A 16,183-nucleotide genomic window follows, 5' to 3' on the forward strand; every position below is an offset into this window, starting at 1 on the left:
CACTGCGGTGGGAGCCTCGGACGATGTCGGCATCCCGCGTTCCGCTCCTGCGCTGGCAGTTCGACCTGACGTGGGTCCTGTTCGAGTACCACCTCGAGCGGCTCGACGACGACGAGACCCTGTGGCGGCCGGCGCGTGTCTGCTGGACGGTGCACCCGTCCGACGACGGGACGTGGCGGCCCGACTGGGCGGACTCCGAACCCGACCCGATCCCCGTCCCGACGATCGCGTGGCTCACCTGGCACATCGGCTGGTGGTGGTCGGTGACGACGGACCATCTGCGTGGTCGCACGCCGCCCGACCGCGCCGACGTGGTGTGGCCGGGTGACGCCGCCGCCACCGTCACCTGGATGCGCGCTCTGCGTGACGAGTGGACGCAGGTCCTGGACGGACTGTCCGACGACGACCTGGCCGCGGAGGCCCCGTTCCCGTGGCAGGGGGATCCGGCGATGACGGTCGGTCACACGCTGGCCTGGGTGAACACCGAGCTCGCGAAGAACGCCGCGGAGATCGGGCAGCTGCGGCTGGTGCGCGCGGCCGGCCGCTGAGGCGATCCGTGCGGTCAGGCCCTGCGGCCGCGGAATCGTGCCGACGTCGGCCCGTGTTCATCACAGCGGTGCCTGGTGGCCGGTAACGGGCAATGAGTGCATTCCGCAGCGCAACTGCGCCTGGTGAGCGCTATGTGCCCTAAGGTCCGATCATGACGATTCGCTGGGAGGCGCTGACGATCGACGCCCGCGATCCGGCCGCTCTCGCACAGTGGTGGGCGGAGACGCTCGCCTGGGAGGTGGTCGATTGGCTCCCTGCGGGAGTGGAAGTGCGCCAGCCCGAGCGCCGGTGCGCGTCGCTCTTCTTCGTCTCGGTGCTCGAGGCCAAGCAGGGGAAGAATCGACTGCACCTCGACCTGTACGCGGACGATCAGAACGACACCGTCGATGCGCTCACGGCGCGAGGTGCGACAAGGGCCGACGTCGGCCAGCCGGGGGATGCGCCCTACATCGTGATGCGCGACCCCGAGGGAAACGAGTTCTGTCTGCTCGACCCTCGCTGACGACGAGCACGCCACGGCGTCGCAGAGATGTCATTGGGGATTCCGTGCCCTCGTGGCGCCGTACGTCATGTCTGACGGCTGTTCCCACGAGGAACGCCAGCACCCCTATGGCGAGCCAGGCCAGTGCCCCGCCGTCGTCGAGCGCATGGGGAAGGAACACCGTCGACAGGAGTAGAAGGAAGAGGCCGATACGCAGCACGGTCCACTTCCATTTCCGGACGCCACGGAGCATGCGTCGGAGGCGGGGAGCAGGTCGGTGCGCCTGTGGAGTGCCGCACTGTCGATCGTCGGCGAACCTCGGGGACTCCTCGAAGGGGACGGTCGGAGGGGTCGCCCCCGGTGGACAGGACCGCATCCTGCCTACGGCTGCCCGCACCTGCGTGACGAATCGTCGCATGTGTCCACCGGCGGCTTCAGGGATCAGAGTTTCGGATTCTACTGCTGCGATGACAGCTCGTCCCGATCGTCTGGCGGGCAGTTCGACCGATGGCCGATCAGGTGGGAGATGGGGGCGTCTCGGAGCCATCGCGGCCGAGGTTCGATCGCCGGCGGGCCCTGGCCCTGCGCCAGGACACCAGTGCGAGCAGCACCACGAGCACGGGTATCGCAACGGCGAGCGCCTGGTCCACGCGAACGATTCCGGCGGCGAGCTCGGAACTGTCGTGAAGGAGGCGACCGATGAAGAGCGCCGTCGACGCCCACGCCACCGCCGCGGGTGCCGCGACCAGAACGAACGCGCGGAGCGACAGCTCAGAACCCACCAGCCGCGGGACGAGGGTCCGTACGACGGCGAACCACTGGGACAACACCACCACGGTGCGGGGTCGCGACGCGATGGCGTCCAGACACGAGCGGACCATCGGGACGTCCCGCACACGGGCGAGGGTCGAAGTCAGATCACTGCTCCGGCCTCGGAGAAACGCGAGGAAACGCCCCAACACGGCCGCGATACAGATGCACGGGACGCTGGCCGTCCACGGCACCGCGCCCGCTGCGCTGAGTACGCCGACCGCGATCGGCACTCCGAGCCCCGGCGTCACGACGCCGATCAGTAGCGCCGATTCCGCAACCACCAGTGCGGTGGCCACCAGCAGCATCACGTCGCCCGGGCCGGACGAAAGGATGTCTACCAGCACCAGGAGTCTCCGATTGTTGCGTGCGCGGAACGACCACTGTGGCAGGCAACGTCGGCTGATCCACGAACGCCCGGAGTGTGCCGTCGCTGTCAGTCCCACCAGAGACCTTCCACGGTGGCTGCGATCGCGAGATTCCGGAGAGCTGCCGAGCCGGTCCTGCTCTCCGGGCGGTGACGGGTTCCAGTGCGGAGCCCTTCGATCTTCCGACCCACCTGGTCCACCGGCTACCGTGAACGGGTACCGCACAGGCAGCGGATCTCCGACGACATGTCGACGAGGGAGACCCATGTCTGCGATCACCGTCCGGCCGTTCCGGAGAAGCGACCGTGATCAGCTCACCGACCTGGTCAGTGGCCACGCCCACGCCGTGATGCCCGGGGTGTCGATCACGGTCAACGCGGTGCTGAGCCAGCTCGAACACGAACCGGACGAGTTCATCGTCGACCCGTGGGTCCAGGAACGAGCCACCCTGGTCGCCGAGCAGCGCGGCCGGATAACCGCGGCCGCCCACATGGTCCGCTATGCCGACCACTCCGGCGTCGGCCCCGACCTGCGTGGCACGGGCGAACTCCGGTGGCTCCTGCAGTGGCCCGACGCGTCCTACTGGCCCGACGCCCATCTGGCGGGCCGCTCCGTGACCGATGCGGCGCTGATCGTCATGCGCTCCTGGAGCGTCCAGGCCGTGCTGGCCGACTTCACTCTCCCCGCACCCGGCCTGACCGGCGTCGCAGAGCAGTGGCCCCACATCGGTCAGCTACTCGACGGACTCGGGTTCGTGAGTCGTCGAAGCGAGCAGGTACTACTGGCCGACGTCTCGGACTTGCCCGCCGACGTCCGTGAGGACCTGACGATCCTCCGGACCCTCGGCGAGTGCGGCACCCGCTTCACCGCCCTGGCAGATGGGCAGGAGGTCGGATACGTGGAGATCGACACAACCATCAACGGCGCAGGACGGCTGTCGGCTCCGACGGGGTGGGCAGACGTGGGGAATCTGCACGTCACCGAGTCCATGCGCAGGCAAGGTGTCGGATCCGCGCTCCTCGCCACCGCTGCGCAGTGGCTGCGGCTCGCCCGGGCAGATCGACTGCTGGCATACGCCGAACCCGACGAGTCCGACCTGGCCTCGTTCCTGAAGCGGTCCGGGTTCCGGAGCGTGACGACGAACCGTCGGGCATGGGTGCAGACCACCACTGTGCAGCCGGGCGTCTCGTGACCGAAGGAGGCGAACGTGTCGTAGTGGGTGTGCGCAGCGACGTCGCCCAGCGCGTGGACGGTCTGATCCGGGCCCGACCGGACGACGAGCGAGACCGGAAATGAGACCGAACGCCGAACGCCGGGGGCTCCGCGTGGGAGCCGCCCGGCGTTCTGCCTGTTCAGGCTGGCGGAGGATACGGGATTTGAACCCGTGAGGGATTGCTCCCAACACGCTTTCCAAGTCTGCCGACGGTCGTCCGGTGAGGACCGTTCCGCCGTCCACATGCGTCGGCTCTCGGGCCTGTGCACCTCGCGGACCTGCACGGACGTCGGCGAATGAGACTGGAACTGAGACTGTCCTCCACGCACCTGGCCCGCTGGTGATCTCCTCGCGGCGCAGGCTCGTCCCTGCCGGGCCGAGGGGTGGGGTGCAAGGTACGGGGTCCAGCCTTGCACCCCACCCCTCGGGCTGGCTGCCGTCTCGGTGCGCCGCGAGGAGATCACCAGCCCCGCCGCCCCCCTGATCTCCGAGCGGTGCCGGGTTCGGGCGGAGCCCGGCCGCCGGAGGCGCTGTCTGGGGTCACTCCTGGATGTAGCCGGTTTCGGGGTCGATCATGCTGAGGAAGCCGCGGATGGCGTCGTGGAGTTCCTCGGTCGTCGCTGGTCTGCGCCCCGATCCGAACTGGGAGAAGCCGTAGTCCGGGTTCGGTCCGGTCTCCCAGGCGAAGTCGTAGGTGCCTGGCGCGGCGGGGCGTGGTCGGACGGTGAACCGCTCGCCGTCGACGACGAGGGCCCTCGGTCGCTCCTGCTCCCAGATCCGTCGAGCGTCTGCGTCTGTCATGACCGGATCGTCTCGGATAGGCGCTGCTCGGTGGGGAGGGGCCGGGTAGCCGAGCCACGGCGCCGCGAACGGGCCGGAGGTGTAGTGAGCGAGCGACGGGGCCGGCGTGGCCGGCCCCGCGCCGCCGGAGGCGGCGCCTTGATCCCCTAAAGGCAAATTCGGCAGTCGAGGTGTGCGGTTGCGAGTCGAGGTGACCGTGAGGCCTCCCGAGTGGTTACCGGCAGGCCGAACCCTCGCTTGCCGCACTTTGAATGATAGGCAGTACCATAGGTCCTAGATGGTCTGCAAGAGTGGAGGCCCAGGGCTCCTGGCGGGGACAGGGTCTCTGTCAACTTCGCGGGAGGTGTTGGATGCTTGGTCTGATAGTGCGCTTTAACTTGAAGGATGCCGAGGCCGCGCAAAAGTTTGATGCCCTGGTGGCGGAAATAAGCAGACAGGTCGAGTCCTCGGAGCCGGGCACTCTGCTCTACGTGGTCAACACCGTAGAAGGCGCACCTCTCTCGCGCATCTTTTACGAGGTGTACGCAGACGGCGACGCGTTCGAAGCGCATGAGGCGACCGAGCACATCAAGTATTTTCTCAACGAGCGGGAGCGGTACATTACAGACTTGCGGGTGGAATTCGTCACTCCGGTGAGCGGAAAGAATCGTCCCGATGTCCGGTGAAGAATCTAGGAGTTTTGGACGCCGGGTTGCCTTTCTTCGCAAGAAGCTCGGCTATTCGCAGTTGGAGTTCGCCCGGAAGGTGGATCGATCGGAGACCTGGCTGAGCCAGGTTGAGCGGGGCGTGCGACAGATCGACCGCCTGTCGGTGCTGGAACGGCTCGCGGCCGCCCTAGAAGTCTCAGTGGCGGAGTTGGCGCCGGAGAAACCGGCTGTGACTGCCGTCGCCGAGAAGTCCTCGGCTGCATCCACACTGGCTTTGACACTTGCTTCCAGCCCCGCGCTGCGCGCGATGGTTAACCTGCCAGGCATAGTGGACCTGGCTGAGGTCGAGCGGCGAGCGGCGCAGGCGTGGGAGCTGACTCACGCTGCGAGGTATGATGCGTTAGCTGATCTGCTCAGTGGCTTGGTGGCGGATGTTGAGGCTGTCGAGAGACAGACTGCGGGCGACGAGCTGGCGCGTGCCCGCCGGACACGGACGCGAGTTTACCTCGCTGCCGGTGGTGCGTTGGTCAAGCTCGGCGAATTCGGGGCCGCTTGGGTAGCGATTGACCGTGCCGCGACGGCGGCGGGCCTGGCCGGGGACCTTCTCCTTCTCGTGGAATGCAGGTTTCGCCTCGCTATCGCTTTCCTGGCTGCGCGACGTTTCGATATGGCCTTCCAGGTCGCGGACACAGCAATCACCGCCTTGTCGGACCGTGTGGCCGTTGACACCCCCGACGTTGCCGCGCTCTCTTTGTTGGGAGCTCTGCACCTCCAGCTAGCGGTGACTGCAGCCCGGACCGGCGATGGTGACAGCGCGTACAGCTACCTGACCGTCGCTCGTGCGACGGCGGAGCGCGTCGGGGAGGGACGCAACGACTACAACACGGAGTTCAGCCCGACGAACGTCGAGCTACACGAGGTTGCCGTGGCCGTTGAGCTAGGAGACGCGGGCCGCGCGTTGAGAGCGGCAAGCGGACTTGACGCTACTTGTCTCTCGGTCGAGCGCCAGGGGCGACTCTTGATCGATGTCGCCGCGGCGAACGCACAGCTTCGCCGCCCCGACGCCGTGATAGCGGCCCTGATGCAGGGCCTTGCGGTCTCGCCCGAACAGGTTTCATCGCATGCCCGTGCACGGACCCTGGTGGCTGACCTCCTGCGCGATCACGGCAATAACTCCAGCGTGAAGGCCTTGGCGAGGCAGATCACCGCGAGCTGACCCAAACCCCGACAGCGACCCGCACTTAAGGTGTTGACTCGCACTATTAGTGTCGGTACCGTGTGCCTGGTGACGGGAGATGCCTGTCATCCTGACGAGGGAGCCCGACATGGCACGGAGTAACAGGTTTGTGGTGGCGATGGGTGATGTGTTCCCGCGCGGCGCGTTCGTTGTGTCGGAGGTGGAGGCGGTGCGGGACTTCGACAAGTCTTCGCCGGGGCGTCCGGTGCAGCAGGTGGATCGGGAGTCGGGGTTGCCGGTGTGGTCTGTGTCGGTGCTGGATGCTGATCCGGAGGCGCGGCGGTCGGAGAAGACGGTGGTGGTGAAGATCGCGGCGGCGCATCAGCCGGTGCCGCCGGAGGCGGCTGGGGGGTTGCCGTTCCGGCCGGTGGAGTTCGACGGCCTGACGGTGACTCCGTATGTGCAGGAGTCGGGTGGTCGTCCGCGTGTGGCCTACAGCTTCCGCGCGGCGGGGATGCGCTCCCCTGGTCCGCAGCGTGGGCAGGCGGGCAAGAACCAGGACGCGGCCTGACCGGGTGTGGTGTGGAGGAGCCCGTTAGTGGCGGGCTCCTCCACGAGGTCTTCCTCGTCTCATGTTGTGGCCGTAGCAGGCACTCGATCGACTCGGAAGGACACCGAGCATAGATGAACGTTGAGTTTTCTCCATCCCCTGCCGTTCGGCTCGGGGGTGTGACCGGTGCTGGCGAACGCAGCTGGGTTGCTGGGGCGGCGTGTCGGGGGATGGACACGGGGTTGTTCTTCCCCGTCGATGATCGTCCGGGGGCTGCCGAGTCTGCGTTGGCGGTGTGCCGTCGCTGCCGGGTTCGTGGGATCTGTCTGGTGGAGGCGTTGCTGGTGGAGGACCCGGCCCGCCGTTTCGGTGTGGTTGGTGCCACGACTCCGGCGGAGCGGGATCGTCTGCATCGCACCGCACGTGTCGCCTCCCGCCGCGAGGCTGCCGCTGTCACCTCGATGTCGGGGAGGGCTGCGGCATGAGCCCCAACGCGACCACGGACATCGATGGCGGGGAGCGTGCGGTGTGGTGTGAGGTGTGTCTGACCCCGCTGGATGAAGTGGCGTCGGCGCCGCGGCGGTGTGGTGATCATCGCGGGCAGCTCGCGTTGGTCCCGGCGCCGGTGGTGTGTGGGCCGCGTCGTTCCCCGGGGTGGGACGGGGACCGGCGATGACAACGACGACGGCGGGTGCTCTGGTCCTGGCCGGGTTGGTGGCGCTGGTGGCGCTGGCTGGTCTGCACTGGTTGGGGCAGTTCTTCGGTCGGATCGCTGAGGGGGTGGCGACGATCGCGGTCGTGTTCGTCACCGTGTGGCTGGTGGGCAAGGCCACGGTGATCGTCGCGGTGTGGGTGGTCCGGCATTGGCGTACCACGATCACGACGGTCGGGGTCGTCGGGTGGTGCTGGCTGTGGGGCTGGCCGTCGCTGCTGGGCACTGTTGTTGCGGCGGTGCTGGTGTTGTCGGTGTGGTGGTGGGTCTCGGTGGTGTCGTTCGACCGCGGGGCCGGGCGACGGTTGCGGGCGTGGTGGCTGCGCTGGACGGTCTATGCCCCTCGGATGCCCCGCTGGCTGCGTTCGTGCAACCTCACGGTCCCTGACCGGGTGGGGCCGGCGGTGGCGCAGGTGAATCCGTTGCGTCGGACCCCGGTGGTGTCGCGGTCGCGGCCGGTGGCCGATCAGCTCCCTCGGATCGTGGGGGTCCGGTCGGGGCCGTCGTGGGTGGAGTGTTCCCGATTTCTTTGACGCCGGTTTAGGCTGCCAAGTCGGTTATTTTCCTGAATCCTAGCTCGTATTCGGTGGGTGTCAAGTATCCGAGGGTGGAGTGCCGTCTGCGACGGTTGTAGTAGCTCTCGATCCACGCGAATGTCTGCTGTCGGACCTCGGTGACGTCGTTCCATGGCCGGGTGTGGATGAGTTCTTTCTTGTAGCTGGCGAAGAACGACTCGGCGACGGCGTTGTCGAAGCAGGTGGCGCGTCGGCCCATCGATCGGGCCACATTGTTGGCGGCGCAGAAGTCGGTGAACTCCCGGCTCGTGTATTGCGTCCCGCGGTCGCTGTGCATGATCACTCCGGCTGGTGGGCGGCGGGTGAGCAGGGCGGCGGCGAGGGCCTCGATGATCAGGTTGGTGCGCAGGTGGTCGGCCACGGCGTAGCCGACGACCTTGCGGGAGTGCAGGTCGATCACGGTGGCGAGGTAGGCCCAGCCGTCGACCGTCTGGATGTAGGTGATGTCGCCGCACCAGCGGGTGTCGGGAGCCTCGGCGGTGAAGTCACGCCCGATCAGGTCCGGGGCGTCGATCGGGCGTAGACCTGCGACGGTCGTCTTGCGCCAGGTGTGAGGGTGGCGGCCTTGCAGGCCGGCGGCGCGCATGAGCCGCCAGACCCGCTTGCGGGCGGTCCGGTGGCCGCGAGCGACCAGCTCGGCCCACACCCGGCGCACGCCGGGGTCACCGCGCAGGTCGTGGTGGATCTCTCGGATCGTGTCGGTGAGCTCGGCGTCGGTGCGTTCCCGCTGGCTGGGTCCGGTCTTGAGCCACCGGTAGTAGCCCTGTCGGGCCACGCCGAGCTGGGCGCACATGAACGTGACCGGATACTCGCCCTCGGTTGCCCAGTCCGCGATCGCCGCGTATTTCACGGCTGTTCTTTCGCGAACCAGGTCGCTACTTTTTTTGCGAAGTCCCGCTCCATTCGCAGGGTCGTGTTCTCCTTGCGGAGCCGTTCCAGCTCGGCCCGCTCCGGTTCGGACAGGTCCGTGTCCGGGACCTGCCCGGATTCGCGTGCTTTCTTCACCCACTTGCCTAACGTCATCTCGTGGACGCCGATACTCTTCGCTACCTCGGCGATTGTTCGGCCGGAATCGAGGACAAGACTGACGGCCTGGTCCTTATACTCCTGGGTGAAATGGCGGCGTGTCGCCACGCGATCCCCTCCGCTGCGATCAGCGGCAGTCTACGACCGGTGTCTACAAGATCGGGAACGGTCCAGGGACGAGGTCCGGGTTCGGCTGGTGGCGGGGCAGACCCCCGAAGAGTTCGACACCGCGACCCGCGCTCTGGCGGTGGCCCGGGGTGTGCGCCGCTGCCAGGTCCGGGAGGTCGCCCCGAATGTGGTGTCGATCGATTTCCAACGCCGCAACCTCCTCGATGTCCTGGTTCGTTCGCCAGGGGTCGAGACGCTGTCCGGGATCGACGGGGCTGCGGTTGATCTGGGGAAGGTCTGGTCGGGGCGCACCGAGTACGGCACGGATTGGTGGCAGTCGTTGATCGGCGGTCACACCCTGGTTGCGGGGGCTACGGGGGCGGGGAAGGGGTCGTTGATGTGGGCGCCGCTGGTCTCGGTCGCCCCCGCGATCCGTGACGGTCTGGTGCGGGTCAACGGGATCGACCCCAAGGGGATGGAGCTGGCCTACGGACGCGGGGTGTTCCACCGCTACGCGGTCACCTCGAAAGACGCACTCGCCCTGCTCGATGACCTCGTCGAGCAGATGGAAGCCCGTAAACGCGCCTACGCCGGTGCGACCCGCCTGGTCCCGATCACGACGGAGACGCCGTTGGAGATTGTAGAGTTCGACGAGATCGGTGCGCTGCTGCGTTACGGCGGGGACCGCAAGACCCGCGAGGCGATCACCGACCGCGTCGCCCTGTTGACGACCCAGGGCCGCGCTCTGGGGTTCACGGTGCGCGGGTATGTGCAGGAACCGACGAAGGACACCGTCCCGGTGCGGGAGTTGTTCCCCCGCCGGATCTGCCTGCGCGTGGCGTCGAAGTCCCACGTGTCGATGGTGCTGGGGGATCAGGCCTACGACCGTGGTGCGTGGGCGAACCGGATCGGTGAAGACGAACCCGGCGTGGGTTATCTGTTCGGCGACGGCATCCGTGAACCCCTGCGTGTCCGGGCCGGGTGGGTGTCCGACGGCGCGGTGAAAGACCTCGAAACGTTCGTCACCCGCACTGCCCCGCCCGCAGATATGGCGGCACCGGTACTCACCCTGCCCGCGCCCACCGACACCCTGCCCGATGCCCGCCGCAAGATCGGAGACGCCGCATGACCCCCACCGACACAGCGGGCCGGGAGCCGGTCGATCAGGACACGCTCAGCCGGGCGCAGAAGGCGATGCTCGCTCTGTCCGACGATGTCGCGGTCCAGCTCGCCGCAGACCACGGGGTGTGTGTCCGTCCTCTGGCGATGCGGCGGATCGACCAGTCCAGCGGCCGGGTCGAGGTCGTCCCGGTGCCGTGTGGTTCGACCCGGGAAGACCAGTGTGGACCGTGCGCGGACAAAGCCCGACGGCTACGCATGGTCCAGTGCCGCGAAGGCTGGCACCTCGACAACGAACCCATCGTGAAACCGGCTGACCCGACCGACGCGCAGAAAGAGTTGATGGCCGCCCGCGCGGACTTCCACGCCGCCTACACCGACTGTCTCGGCGCAGGTGCCGAAGCCGAGTGCGCTGAGATCCGCGAGATCGTCGAGGACATCGACACCGAACTCCGCGCTCTCGGTGTCCGGGGCCGCCTCGCCCCTCTCGACCCGACACCCCAGACCGTGCGCCGCTCCACCCGCCGACGCCAGGACGCACCCAACCTCCCGCGCCGCCCGGTGGAGGACCGCACCGTGGGCCGGGTGTTCGGCGGGAAGTACCGGCCCTCCACGTTCCTCACCCTCACCCTCGACACCTACGGCCGCGTCGACGGCCACGGCGCCGCCCTCGACCCCGACACCTACGACTACCGCCGGGCGGCGCGGGATGCGATCCACTTCCCGAAGCTGCTGGACCGGTTCTGGCAGAACACGCGGCGCTGTGTGGGTTGGGACGTGCAGTACTTCGGCACCGTCGAACCCCAGAAACGCGGAGCACCCCACTTCCACGCCGCCATCCGCGGCACCATCCCCCGCTCCGAACTCCGAGCGATCACCGCCGCGACCTACCACCAGGTCTGGTGGCCCGCCCACGACGAACTCGTCTACAGCGGGGACCGGCTCCCCCGCTGGGACCACCACCACAAGGCGTTCGTCGACCCGGACACCCGCGAGCCGCTGCCCACCTGGGACGAGGCGACCGACCCCGACGCCCTCGCGGCTCCGGCGCACACGGTGGTGTTCGGGCCGCAGGTCCACGTCAAGGGAATCCTCGGCGGCACCGAAGAAGCCGGACGGCACATCGGTTACCTGACCAAGTATCTCACCAAGAGCGTCGGGCAGGCCGCCGGCCTCGACGACACCGCCACGTCACGGCAGCGCGAGCACGCCCGCCGCCTGGCCGCCGAACTCGCGATCACGCCGTGCTCGCCGCGCTGCCCGATCTGGCTGCTCTACGGGATCGAACCCAAGGGCGCCCGACCCGGAACGACACCCGGGCATTGCACGGGCAAAGCGCACAAGCCCGAACACCTCGGCATCGCCGGACGCCGCGTCCTCGTCTCCCGAAAATGGTCCAACAAGTCCCTGTCCGACCACCGCGCGGAACGGACGGCGTTCGTTCGGCAACTCCTCGACCAGGCCGGAATGAAACCCGCCTACCCGATCGATGACGGCCCGTTCACCTGGGAGGCCACCAAGCCCGGGGACTCGGACGTGCCACCCCGCACCGTGCTGCTGCTCCATGCGATCAACCAACGCTCCCGATGGCGCGCCGACTACGACGCCGCCGTCCTGGCCACCACCGACGCACCACCCGACGCACCACCCGACGACCGTTCGGCAACCGAGGGAGCAGCGGCATGACGAAGATCAGCGAGGCTCGGATCGTGCTGACCGTCGAGGAGGCCGCCGAACTGCTGGGCATCGGCCGGACGCTCATGTACGCCTTGGTCGCTGCCGGGGAGGTCGAGTCGGTCCGGATCGGGCGGCTCCGGCGCATCCCGCGCGACGCCCTGGTCGTCTATGTCGAGGGACTGCGGGGGCGTGTCGCGTGACGGAGAAGAAGCGCACCCGACAGCCGAACGGCACGTCGAGCGTCTACGAGGGCAAGGACGGCTACTGGCACGGTCGGGTCACCGTCGGGGTTCGTGACGACGGCAAGTCAGACCGCCGTCACGTCATGCGGAAGTCCAAGGCGGACGCCATCCGCGCGGTCCGCAAGCTCGAACGCGACCGCGATTCGGCAACCGTCCAGGCGCTTGGCCGGGTCGGCACGGTGGGGGAGTGGTTGGAGCACTGGGTGGAGAACATCGCCGCCGCCGTGGTCCGGGAGAACACGCTCGCCGGGTACCGGGTCGCGATCCGCACGCACCTGATCCCTGGGATCGGCGCCCACCGGCTCGACCGGCTGCAGCCCGAGCACCTGGAGAAGCTCTACGCGCGGATGATCCGCAACGGCGGCTCGCCCGGTACCGCCCACCAGGCGCACCGCACCCTCCGGACCGCACTTGGTGAGGCCGAACGACGCGGACGGATCACCAGGAACCCGGCCGCGCTCGCGAAGGCGCCCCGGGTCAGCGAGTCGGAGGTGGAGCCGTACTCGGTCGACGAGGTCCGACGGCTGCTTACCACCGCCGCCGAGGGGCGGAACCACGCCCGCTGGGCCATCGCCCTCGCGCTCGGGCTCCGTCAGGGGGAGGTCCTGGGGCTGCGCTGGACCGACGTCGATCTGGACACCGGGACGCTCCTCGTCCGCCGGGGGCGACTACGTCCTCGCTACCGGCACGGCTGCGGCGGCTCGTGCGGCAAGAAGGCCGGCTACTGCCCGAACCGGGTCGCGGACCGGCCGGAGACCGACGAGACGAAGTCGCGCGCCGGACGCCGAGCCATCGGCCTCCCCGACGAGCTGGTCGCGCTCCTGAAGTCCCACCGCGAGGAGCAGGACTGTGAGCGAGACACGGCTGCGCAGCTCTGGCGGGACTCCGGCTACGTCTTCACCGATGAGCGCGGTGAACCGCTCAACCCGAACACCGACTACCACCACTGGAAGAAGCTCCTGTGCGACGCCGGGGTCCGTGACGGACGACTGCACGACGCCCGCCACACCGCCGCGACGGTGCTGCTGATCCTCGGCGTCCCGGAGCGCGCGGTCATGGGACTGATGGGCTGGTCGACGACCGCGATGGCGGCCCGCTACCAGCACGTCACCGGGGTCGTGCGCACCGACGTCGCCCAGCGTGTGGGTGGTCTGATCTGGGGCCGACCGGATGACAAGTGAGACTGGAAATGAGACTGAACGCCGAACGCCGGGGGCTCCGCGTGGGAGCCGCCCGGCGTTCTGCCTGTTCAGGCTGGCGGAGGATACGGGATTTGAACCCGTGAGGGATTGCTCCCAACACGCTTTCCAAGCGTGCGCCCTAGGCCACTAGGCGAATCCTCCGCGAAGAAGGTTACGCGACGCCCTCGGCGATCCGACGCGGCCCCCTCGTCGCCCGACGGCGCCGTCCGTGGCACACTGTCCGCGGACCCCGTGCGGCGTCCATCCTGTGAACTCCCCCAGGGCCGGAAGGCAGCAAGGGTCAACAGGCTCTGGCGGGTGCGCGGGGTCCCCTTCTGTCTCCGAGCGGGTCCCCGAAGTGTCGGACCCCCTGGGTAGCCTTCCCCTCGTGGCTCTGGCTCTGTACCGCAAGTACCGCCCGGCCAAGCTGGCCGACGTCGTGGGGCAGGAGCACGTCACCGAGCCCCTGGCCACCGCCCTCACCGCGGGGCGGATCAACCACGCGTACCTGTTCTCGGGGCCGCGGGGCTGTGGCAAGACGTCCTCGGCCCGCATCCTGGCGCGGTCGCTGAACTGCGAGCAGGGGCCGACCCCGGACCCGTGCGGCGTCTGCAACTCGTGCATCGCGCTCGCCCCCGAGGGATCGGGCAGCATCGACGTCGTCGAGCTCGACGCGGCGTCCCACGGTGGTGTGGAGGACGCGCGCGAGCTGCGTGACCGGGCGTTCTACGCGCCGGCCGAGTCGCGCTACCGCGTGTTCGTCGTCGACGAGGCGCACATGGTCACCACCCAGGGCTTCAACGCGTTGCTCAAGATCGTCGAAGAGCCCCCGGAGCACCTGGTCTTCGTGTTCGCGACGACGGAGCCGGAGAAGGTGCTCCCGACGATCCGGTCGCGGACCCACCACTACCCGTTCCGGCTGATCCCGCCCGGGACGATGCGCTCGCTGCTGGAGAAGATCTGCGGCGAGGAGCAGGTGACCGTCGCGCCGCCGGTGTTCCCGCTGGTCATCCGGGCCGGGGGTGGTTCGGCCCGGGACACGCTGTCGGTGCTGGACCAGCTGCTCGCCGGCGCCGGGCCGCAGGGCGTCACCTACGAGCGCGCGGTCGCGTTGCTCGGGGTGACCGACTCCGGCCTGATCGACGACACCGTCGACGCGCTCGCCGCGGCCGACGGCGCCGCCGTCTACGGCGCGGTCGACCGGCTCGTCGAGGCCGGGCACGACCCGCGGCGTTTCGCCTCGGACCTGCTGCAGCGCTTCCGTGACCTGATGCTCGTGCAGGCCGTGCCGGACGCCGCGGAGCAGGGCCTGGTCGACGGCGCCGAGGACGAGCTGGCCCGGATGGCGGACCAGGCCGCCCGGCTCGGTCCGGCGACCCTGACCCGCTACGGCGAGATCCTGCACCAGGGCCTGATCGAGATGCGCGGGGCCACCGCGCCGCGGCTGCTGCTGGAACTGCTGGTCGCCCGGATGCTGCTCCCCGCGGCCACGACCTCCGACGGCGGCCTGCTCGAACGCCTGGAGCGCATCGAGCGGCGCAACGCGATCGCCCCCGACCCCGCCGGCCCGTCCGACGACGGCGCCGCCAAGCGGTTCGTGCGGCCCAGCGAGCGCCCGCCGGCGCCCACCTCCGACGGCGCCGCCCCGGGTGCGGGCGGCGGCGCGCCGGCGCGTTCCGCGGAACGCGACGCCGGGGCCCCGGCCGCCGTGCCCGCCCCGGCGCCGGCGCGACCGGACGAGCCGGCACCGCGGCCCGCGGTGACCAGGGCTGCGGACGTGCCGCGTTCCGCGGAACGCGACGACGAGGACGGCTCCGCGGCCACGCCGGCCGCCGGTCCGGCCGCACCGGCACGCTCCGGAGACCGGGCCGAGGCCGACCCGCGTTCCGCGGAACGCGCTCCGGCCTCCGTCCCCGATGCCCCTGTGCCTGATGTCCCTGTGCCTGATGTCCCTGTGCCCGACGACTCCGTCCCCGACGCGTCCGTCCCCGCCGTGTCGGCGCCTGCCGAGTCCGACCCTGTCGCCCCCGGGGCGGGCGACGGCCCGGTCCCGGCGGACGGCCCCGCAGCGGACGCTCCCGCCACCGGTACCGGGCACACGGACGGCGAGCCCGCCCGGCAGGCCGACGGCCCCGGTGACGGCGCCCGGCGGGCGGACGATCCCGGCCCGGGCGGCGCTGGTGCCGAAGACATCGAGGAACCGGCAGCGCAGGCGGCTCCGTCCCGGAGCCCCGCTCCGCCCCGCGACGGCGCGCCCCCCGACGCCGTGCCGCCGGAGTCGGCGCAGCCGGTGTCGTCGGCGTCGTCGCTGGACGCGACCGCGGTCCGCCGGGTCTGGCCGGAGATCCTCGCCGCCGTCCGTCAGCGCAGCCGCAGCACGGAGGCACTGCTGGTCAACGCCACCGTCCGGGCGGTCGACGGCGACACCCTGGTCCTCGCGATCGGCGCTCCGCCGCTGGCCCGGCGACTGTCCGAGGCACGCAACACCGACGTGATCGCCGACGCCCTGCGCGCCGTCCTCGGGGTCCAGTGGCGGGTCCACTGCGACACCGGGGAGGCCGCGACCGCGCGTCGCGCCGCCGCACCGGACCGCGCCCAGCGGGCGGTACCGCAACGTCCCTCGCAGCGTGACGCACCGCAGCGTGAGCAGGGCGGGCGCCCCGCTCGCCGACCTGCGGGGGACTCCGACGTCCCGCTGCCGCCGGAACCGCCGCCGGAGGATGCACCGCCGGACCCTCGTGATGCCGGACCGCAGGGGGGCGACGGTCCGGGCGCACGACCGGCCCCGGTGCGGAACCAGGCCGCCGAGGAGGAGGACATGCTCGCCGAGGCCGCGGCCGAGGCGGCGTCGCCGGGCGCCCGTCGCGACCCCGAGGCCGCCGCGCTGGAGATCCTCACCTCGCACCTGGGAGCACGCAAACTCGACCCACGCTGACCCCGGCCCGGA

At 69.7% G+C, this 16,183-nt stretch carries 16 protein-coding genes, 1 tRNA gene, 1 other RNA gene and 1 pseudogene; 14 read left to right on the top strand and 5 right to left on the bottom strand.

What is annotated here, in order from left to right; all coding sequences use genetic code 11:
• Positions 1-23 precede the first annotated feature (23 nt).
• Positions 24-548, top strand: coding sequence for a DinB family protein (locus tag Ae717Ps2_RS28615; protein ID WP_075308894.1), 525 nt, complete (start codon positions 24-26; stop codon positions 546-548).
• Between the two features lie 152 nt (positions 549-700).
• Positions 701-1,051, top strand: a complete 351-nt coding sequence (locus Ae717Ps2_RS28620; RefSeq protein WP_075334096.1) for a VOC family protein — start codon at positions 701-703, stop codon at positions 1,049-1,051.
• Between the two features lie 494 nt (positions 1,052-1,545).
• Here Ae717Ps2_RS28620 and Ae717Ps2_RS37505 read toward each other — a convergent pair whose 3' ends face one another.
• The gene (locus tag Ae717Ps2_RS37505) at positions 1,546-2,187 is read right to left on the bottom strand and encodes a hypothetical protein (RefSeq protein ID WP_075334097.1); all 642 of its coding nucleotides are present in this window, start codon (positions 2,185-2,187) and stop codon (positions 1,546-1,548) included.
• Positions 2,188-2,473: 286 nt separating this feature from the next.
• On the opposite strand from Ae717Ps2_RS37505, the gene Ae717Ps2_RS37510 reads away from it, so the two are divergent.
• Positions 2,474-3,400 (top strand): GNAT family N-acetyltransferase, encoded by a 927-nt coding sequence (locus Ae717Ps2_RS37510; RefSeq protein WP_075334098.1) that lies wholly within the window; start codon positions 2,474-2,476, stop codon positions 3,398-3,400.
• Positions 3,401-3,961: 561 nt separating this feature from the next.
• Here the strand turns inward: Ae717Ps2_RS37510 and Ae717Ps2_RS28635 are convergent.
• Complete coding sequence (locus Ae717Ps2_RS28635) at positions 3,962-4,222, bottom strand: hypothetical protein (RefSeq protein ID WP_075334099.1); 261 nt, start codon at positions 4,220-4,222, stop codon at positions 3,962-3,964.
• A 350-nt stretch (positions 4,223-4,572) separates the two neighbouring features.
• On the opposite strand from Ae717Ps2_RS28635, the gene Ae717Ps2_RS28640 reads away from it, so the two are divergent.
• The 5 genes from Ae717Ps2_RS28640 (at position 4,573) to Ae717Ps2_RS28660 (ending at position 7,841) form a co-directional block, all read left to right on the top strand.
• The gene (locus Ae717Ps2_RS28640) at positions 4,573-4,887 is read left to right on the top strand and encodes a putative quinol monooxygenase (protein WP_075334100.1); all 315 of its coding nucleotides are present in this window, start codon (positions 4,573-4,575) and stop codon (positions 4,885-4,887) included.
• Positions 4,877-6,085 carry a helix-turn-helix domain-containing protein gene (locus Ae717Ps2_RS28645; protein WP_075334101.1) on the top strand — a complete coding sequence of 403 codons (1,209 nt, stop codon included), beginning with the start codon at positions 4,877-4,879 and terminating at the stop codon, positions 6,083-6,085. The genes Ae717Ps2_RS28640 and Ae717Ps2_RS28645 overlap by 11 nt, the downstream gene beginning before the upstream one ends.
• 109 nt (positions 6,086-6,194) lie before the next feature.
• Positions 6,195-6,617, top strand: coding sequence for a plasmid replication, integration and excision activator (locus Ae717Ps2_RS28650; RefSeq protein WP_075333751.1), 423 nt, complete (start codon positions 6,195-6,197; stop codon positions 6,615-6,617).
• A 113-nt stretch (positions 6,618-6,730) separates the two neighbouring features.
• Positions 6,731-7,081 carry a WhiB family transcriptional regulator gene (locus Ae717Ps2_RS28655; protein WP_083702444.1) on the top strand — a complete coding sequence of 117 codons (351 nt, stop codon included), beginning with the start codon at positions 6,731-6,733 and terminating at the stop codon, positions 7,079-7,081.
• A gap of 187 nt (positions 7,082-7,268) precedes the next feature.
• On the top strand, positions 7,269-7,841 hold the full coding sequence (locus Ae717Ps2_RS28660) for a hypothetical protein (protein WP_075334102.1): 573 nt from the start codon (positions 7,269-7,271) through the stop codon (positions 7,839-7,841).
• 7 nt (positions 7,842-7,848) lie between these two features.
• On the opposite strand, the gene Ae717Ps2_RS28665 is transcribed toward Ae717Ps2_RS28660, so the two are convergent.
• The gene (locus tag Ae717Ps2_RS28665) at positions 7,849-8,733 is read right to left on the bottom strand and encodes an IS3 family transposase (protein ID WP_075333032.1); all 885 of its coding nucleotides are present in this window, start codon (positions 8,731-8,733) and stop codon (positions 7,849-7,851) included.
• Positions 8,730-9,017: a transposase gene (locus Ae717Ps2_RS38540; protein WP_075333031.1), complete on the bottom strand. Its 288-nt coding sequence runs from the start codon at positions 9,015-9,017 to the stop codon at positions 8,730-8,732. The genes Ae717Ps2_RS28665 and Ae717Ps2_RS38540 overlap by 4 nt, the downstream gene beginning before the upstream one ends.
• 61 nt (positions 9,018-9,078) lie before the next feature.
• Here Ae717Ps2_RS38540 and Ae717Ps2_RS28675 point away from each other — a divergent pair.
• From Ae717Ps2_RS28675 to Ae717Ps2_RS28690, 4 genes and pseudogenes are all read left to right on the top strand, one after another.
• A pseudogene (locus tag Ae717Ps2_RS28675) lies at positions 9,079-10,146 on the top strand (FtsK/SpoIIIE domain-containing protein); the annotation flags it as partial.
• Positions 10,143-11,822 (top strand): replication initiator, encoded by a 1,680-nt coding sequence (locus Ae717Ps2_RS28680; protein WP_075334103.1) that lies wholly within the window; start codon positions 10,143-10,145, stop codon positions 11,820-11,822. The pseudogene Ae717Ps2_RS28675 and the gene Ae717Ps2_RS28680, both read left to right, overlap by 4 nt.
• Positions 11,819-12,013, top strand: a complete 195-nt coding sequence (locus Ae717Ps2_RS28685; RefSeq protein ID WP_075308882.1) for an excisionase family DNA-binding protein — start codon at positions 11,819-11,821, stop codon at positions 12,011-12,013. The genes Ae717Ps2_RS28680 and Ae717Ps2_RS28685 overlap by 4 nt, the downstream gene beginning before the upstream one ends.
• Entirely contained in the window at positions 12,010-13,236 is a 1,227-nt protein-coding gene (locus Ae717Ps2_RS28690; protein WP_075334104.1) for a site-specific integrase, read from the top strand. Before Ae717Ps2_RS28685 ends, Ae717Ps2_RS28690 begins: the two co-directional genes overlap by 4 nt.
• Positions 13,237-13,310: 74 nt before the next feature.
• Here the strand turns inward: Ae717Ps2_RS28690 and Ae717Ps2_RS28695 are convergent.
• A tRNA-Ser gene (locus Ae717Ps2_RS28695) sits at positions 13,311-13,398 on the bottom strand.
• Positions 13,399-13,478: 80 nt separating this feature from the next.
• On the opposite strand from Ae717Ps2_RS28695, the gene ffs reads away from it, so the two are divergent.
• Positions 13,479-13,573: signal recognition particle sRNA small type (ffs, locus tag Ae717Ps2_RS28700), an RNA gene on the top strand.
• A gap of 51 nt (positions 13,574-13,624) precedes the next feature.
• Positions 13,625-16,171: a DNA polymerase III subunit gamma and tau gene (locus tag Ae717Ps2_RS28705; RefSeq protein ID WP_198932248.1), complete on the top strand. Its 2,547-nt coding sequence runs from the start codon at positions 13,625-13,627 to the stop codon at positions 16,169-16,171.
• The last annotated feature ends 12 nt before the right edge of the window (positions 16,172-16,183 follow it).

The organism is Pseudonocardia sp. Ae717_Ps2, from assembly GCF_001932475.1.
GTDB lineage: Bacteria > Actinomycetota > Actinomycetes > Mycobacteriales > Pseudonocardiaceae > Pseudonocardia.

What these genes read in the sequence shown, in the direction of transcription:
- Ae717Ps2_RS28615 (WP_075308894.1), top strand. Translation starts at nt 24, where the DNA reads ATGTCGGCATCCCGCGTTCCGCTCCTGCGCTGGCAGTTCGACCTGACG.
- Ae717Ps2_RS28620 (WP_075334096.1), top strand. Translation starts at nt 701, where the DNA reads ATGACGATTCGCTGGGAGGCGCTGACGATCGACGCCCGCGATCCGGCC.
- Ae717Ps2_RS37510 (WP_075334098.1), top strand. Translation starts at nt 2,474, where the DNA reads ATGTCTGCGATCACCGTCCGGCCGTTCCGGAGAAGCGACCGTGATCAG.
- Ae717Ps2_RS28635 (WP_075334099.1), bottom strand. Translation starts at nt 4,222, where the DNA reads ATGACAGACGCAGACGCTCGACGGATCTGGGAGCAGGAGCGACCGAGG.
- Ae717Ps2_RS28640 (WP_075334100.1), top strand. Translation starts at nt 4,573, where the DNA reads ATGCTTGGTCTGATAGTGCGCTTTAACTTGAAGGATGCCGAGGCCGCG.
- Ae717Ps2_RS28645 (WP_075334101.1), top strand. Translation starts at nt 4,877, where the DNA reads ATGTCCGGTGAAGAATCTAGGAGTTTTGGACGCCGGGTTGCCTTTCTT.
- Ae717Ps2_RS28650 (WP_075333751.1), top strand. Translation starts at nt 6,195, where the DNA reads ATGGCACGGAGTAACAGGTTTGTGGTGGCGATGGGTGATGTGTTCCCG.
- Ae717Ps2_RS28655 (WP_083702444.1), top strand. Translation starts at nt 6,731, where the DNA reads ATGAACGTTGAGTTTTCTCCATCCCCTGCCGTTCGGCTCGGGGGTGTG.
- Ae717Ps2_RS28660 (WP_075334102.1), top strand. Translation starts at nt 7,269, where the DNA reads ATGACAACGACGACGGCGGGTGCTCTGGTCCTGGCCGGGTTGGTGGCG.
- Ae717Ps2_RS28680 (WP_075334103.1), top strand. Translation starts at nt 10,143, where the DNA reads ATGACCCCCACCGACACAGCGGGCCGGGAGCCGGTCGATCAGGACACG.
- Ae717Ps2_RS28685 (WP_075308882.1), top strand. Translation starts at nt 11,819, where the DNA reads ATGACGAAGATCAGCGAGGCTCGGATCGTGCTGACCGTCGAGGAGGCC.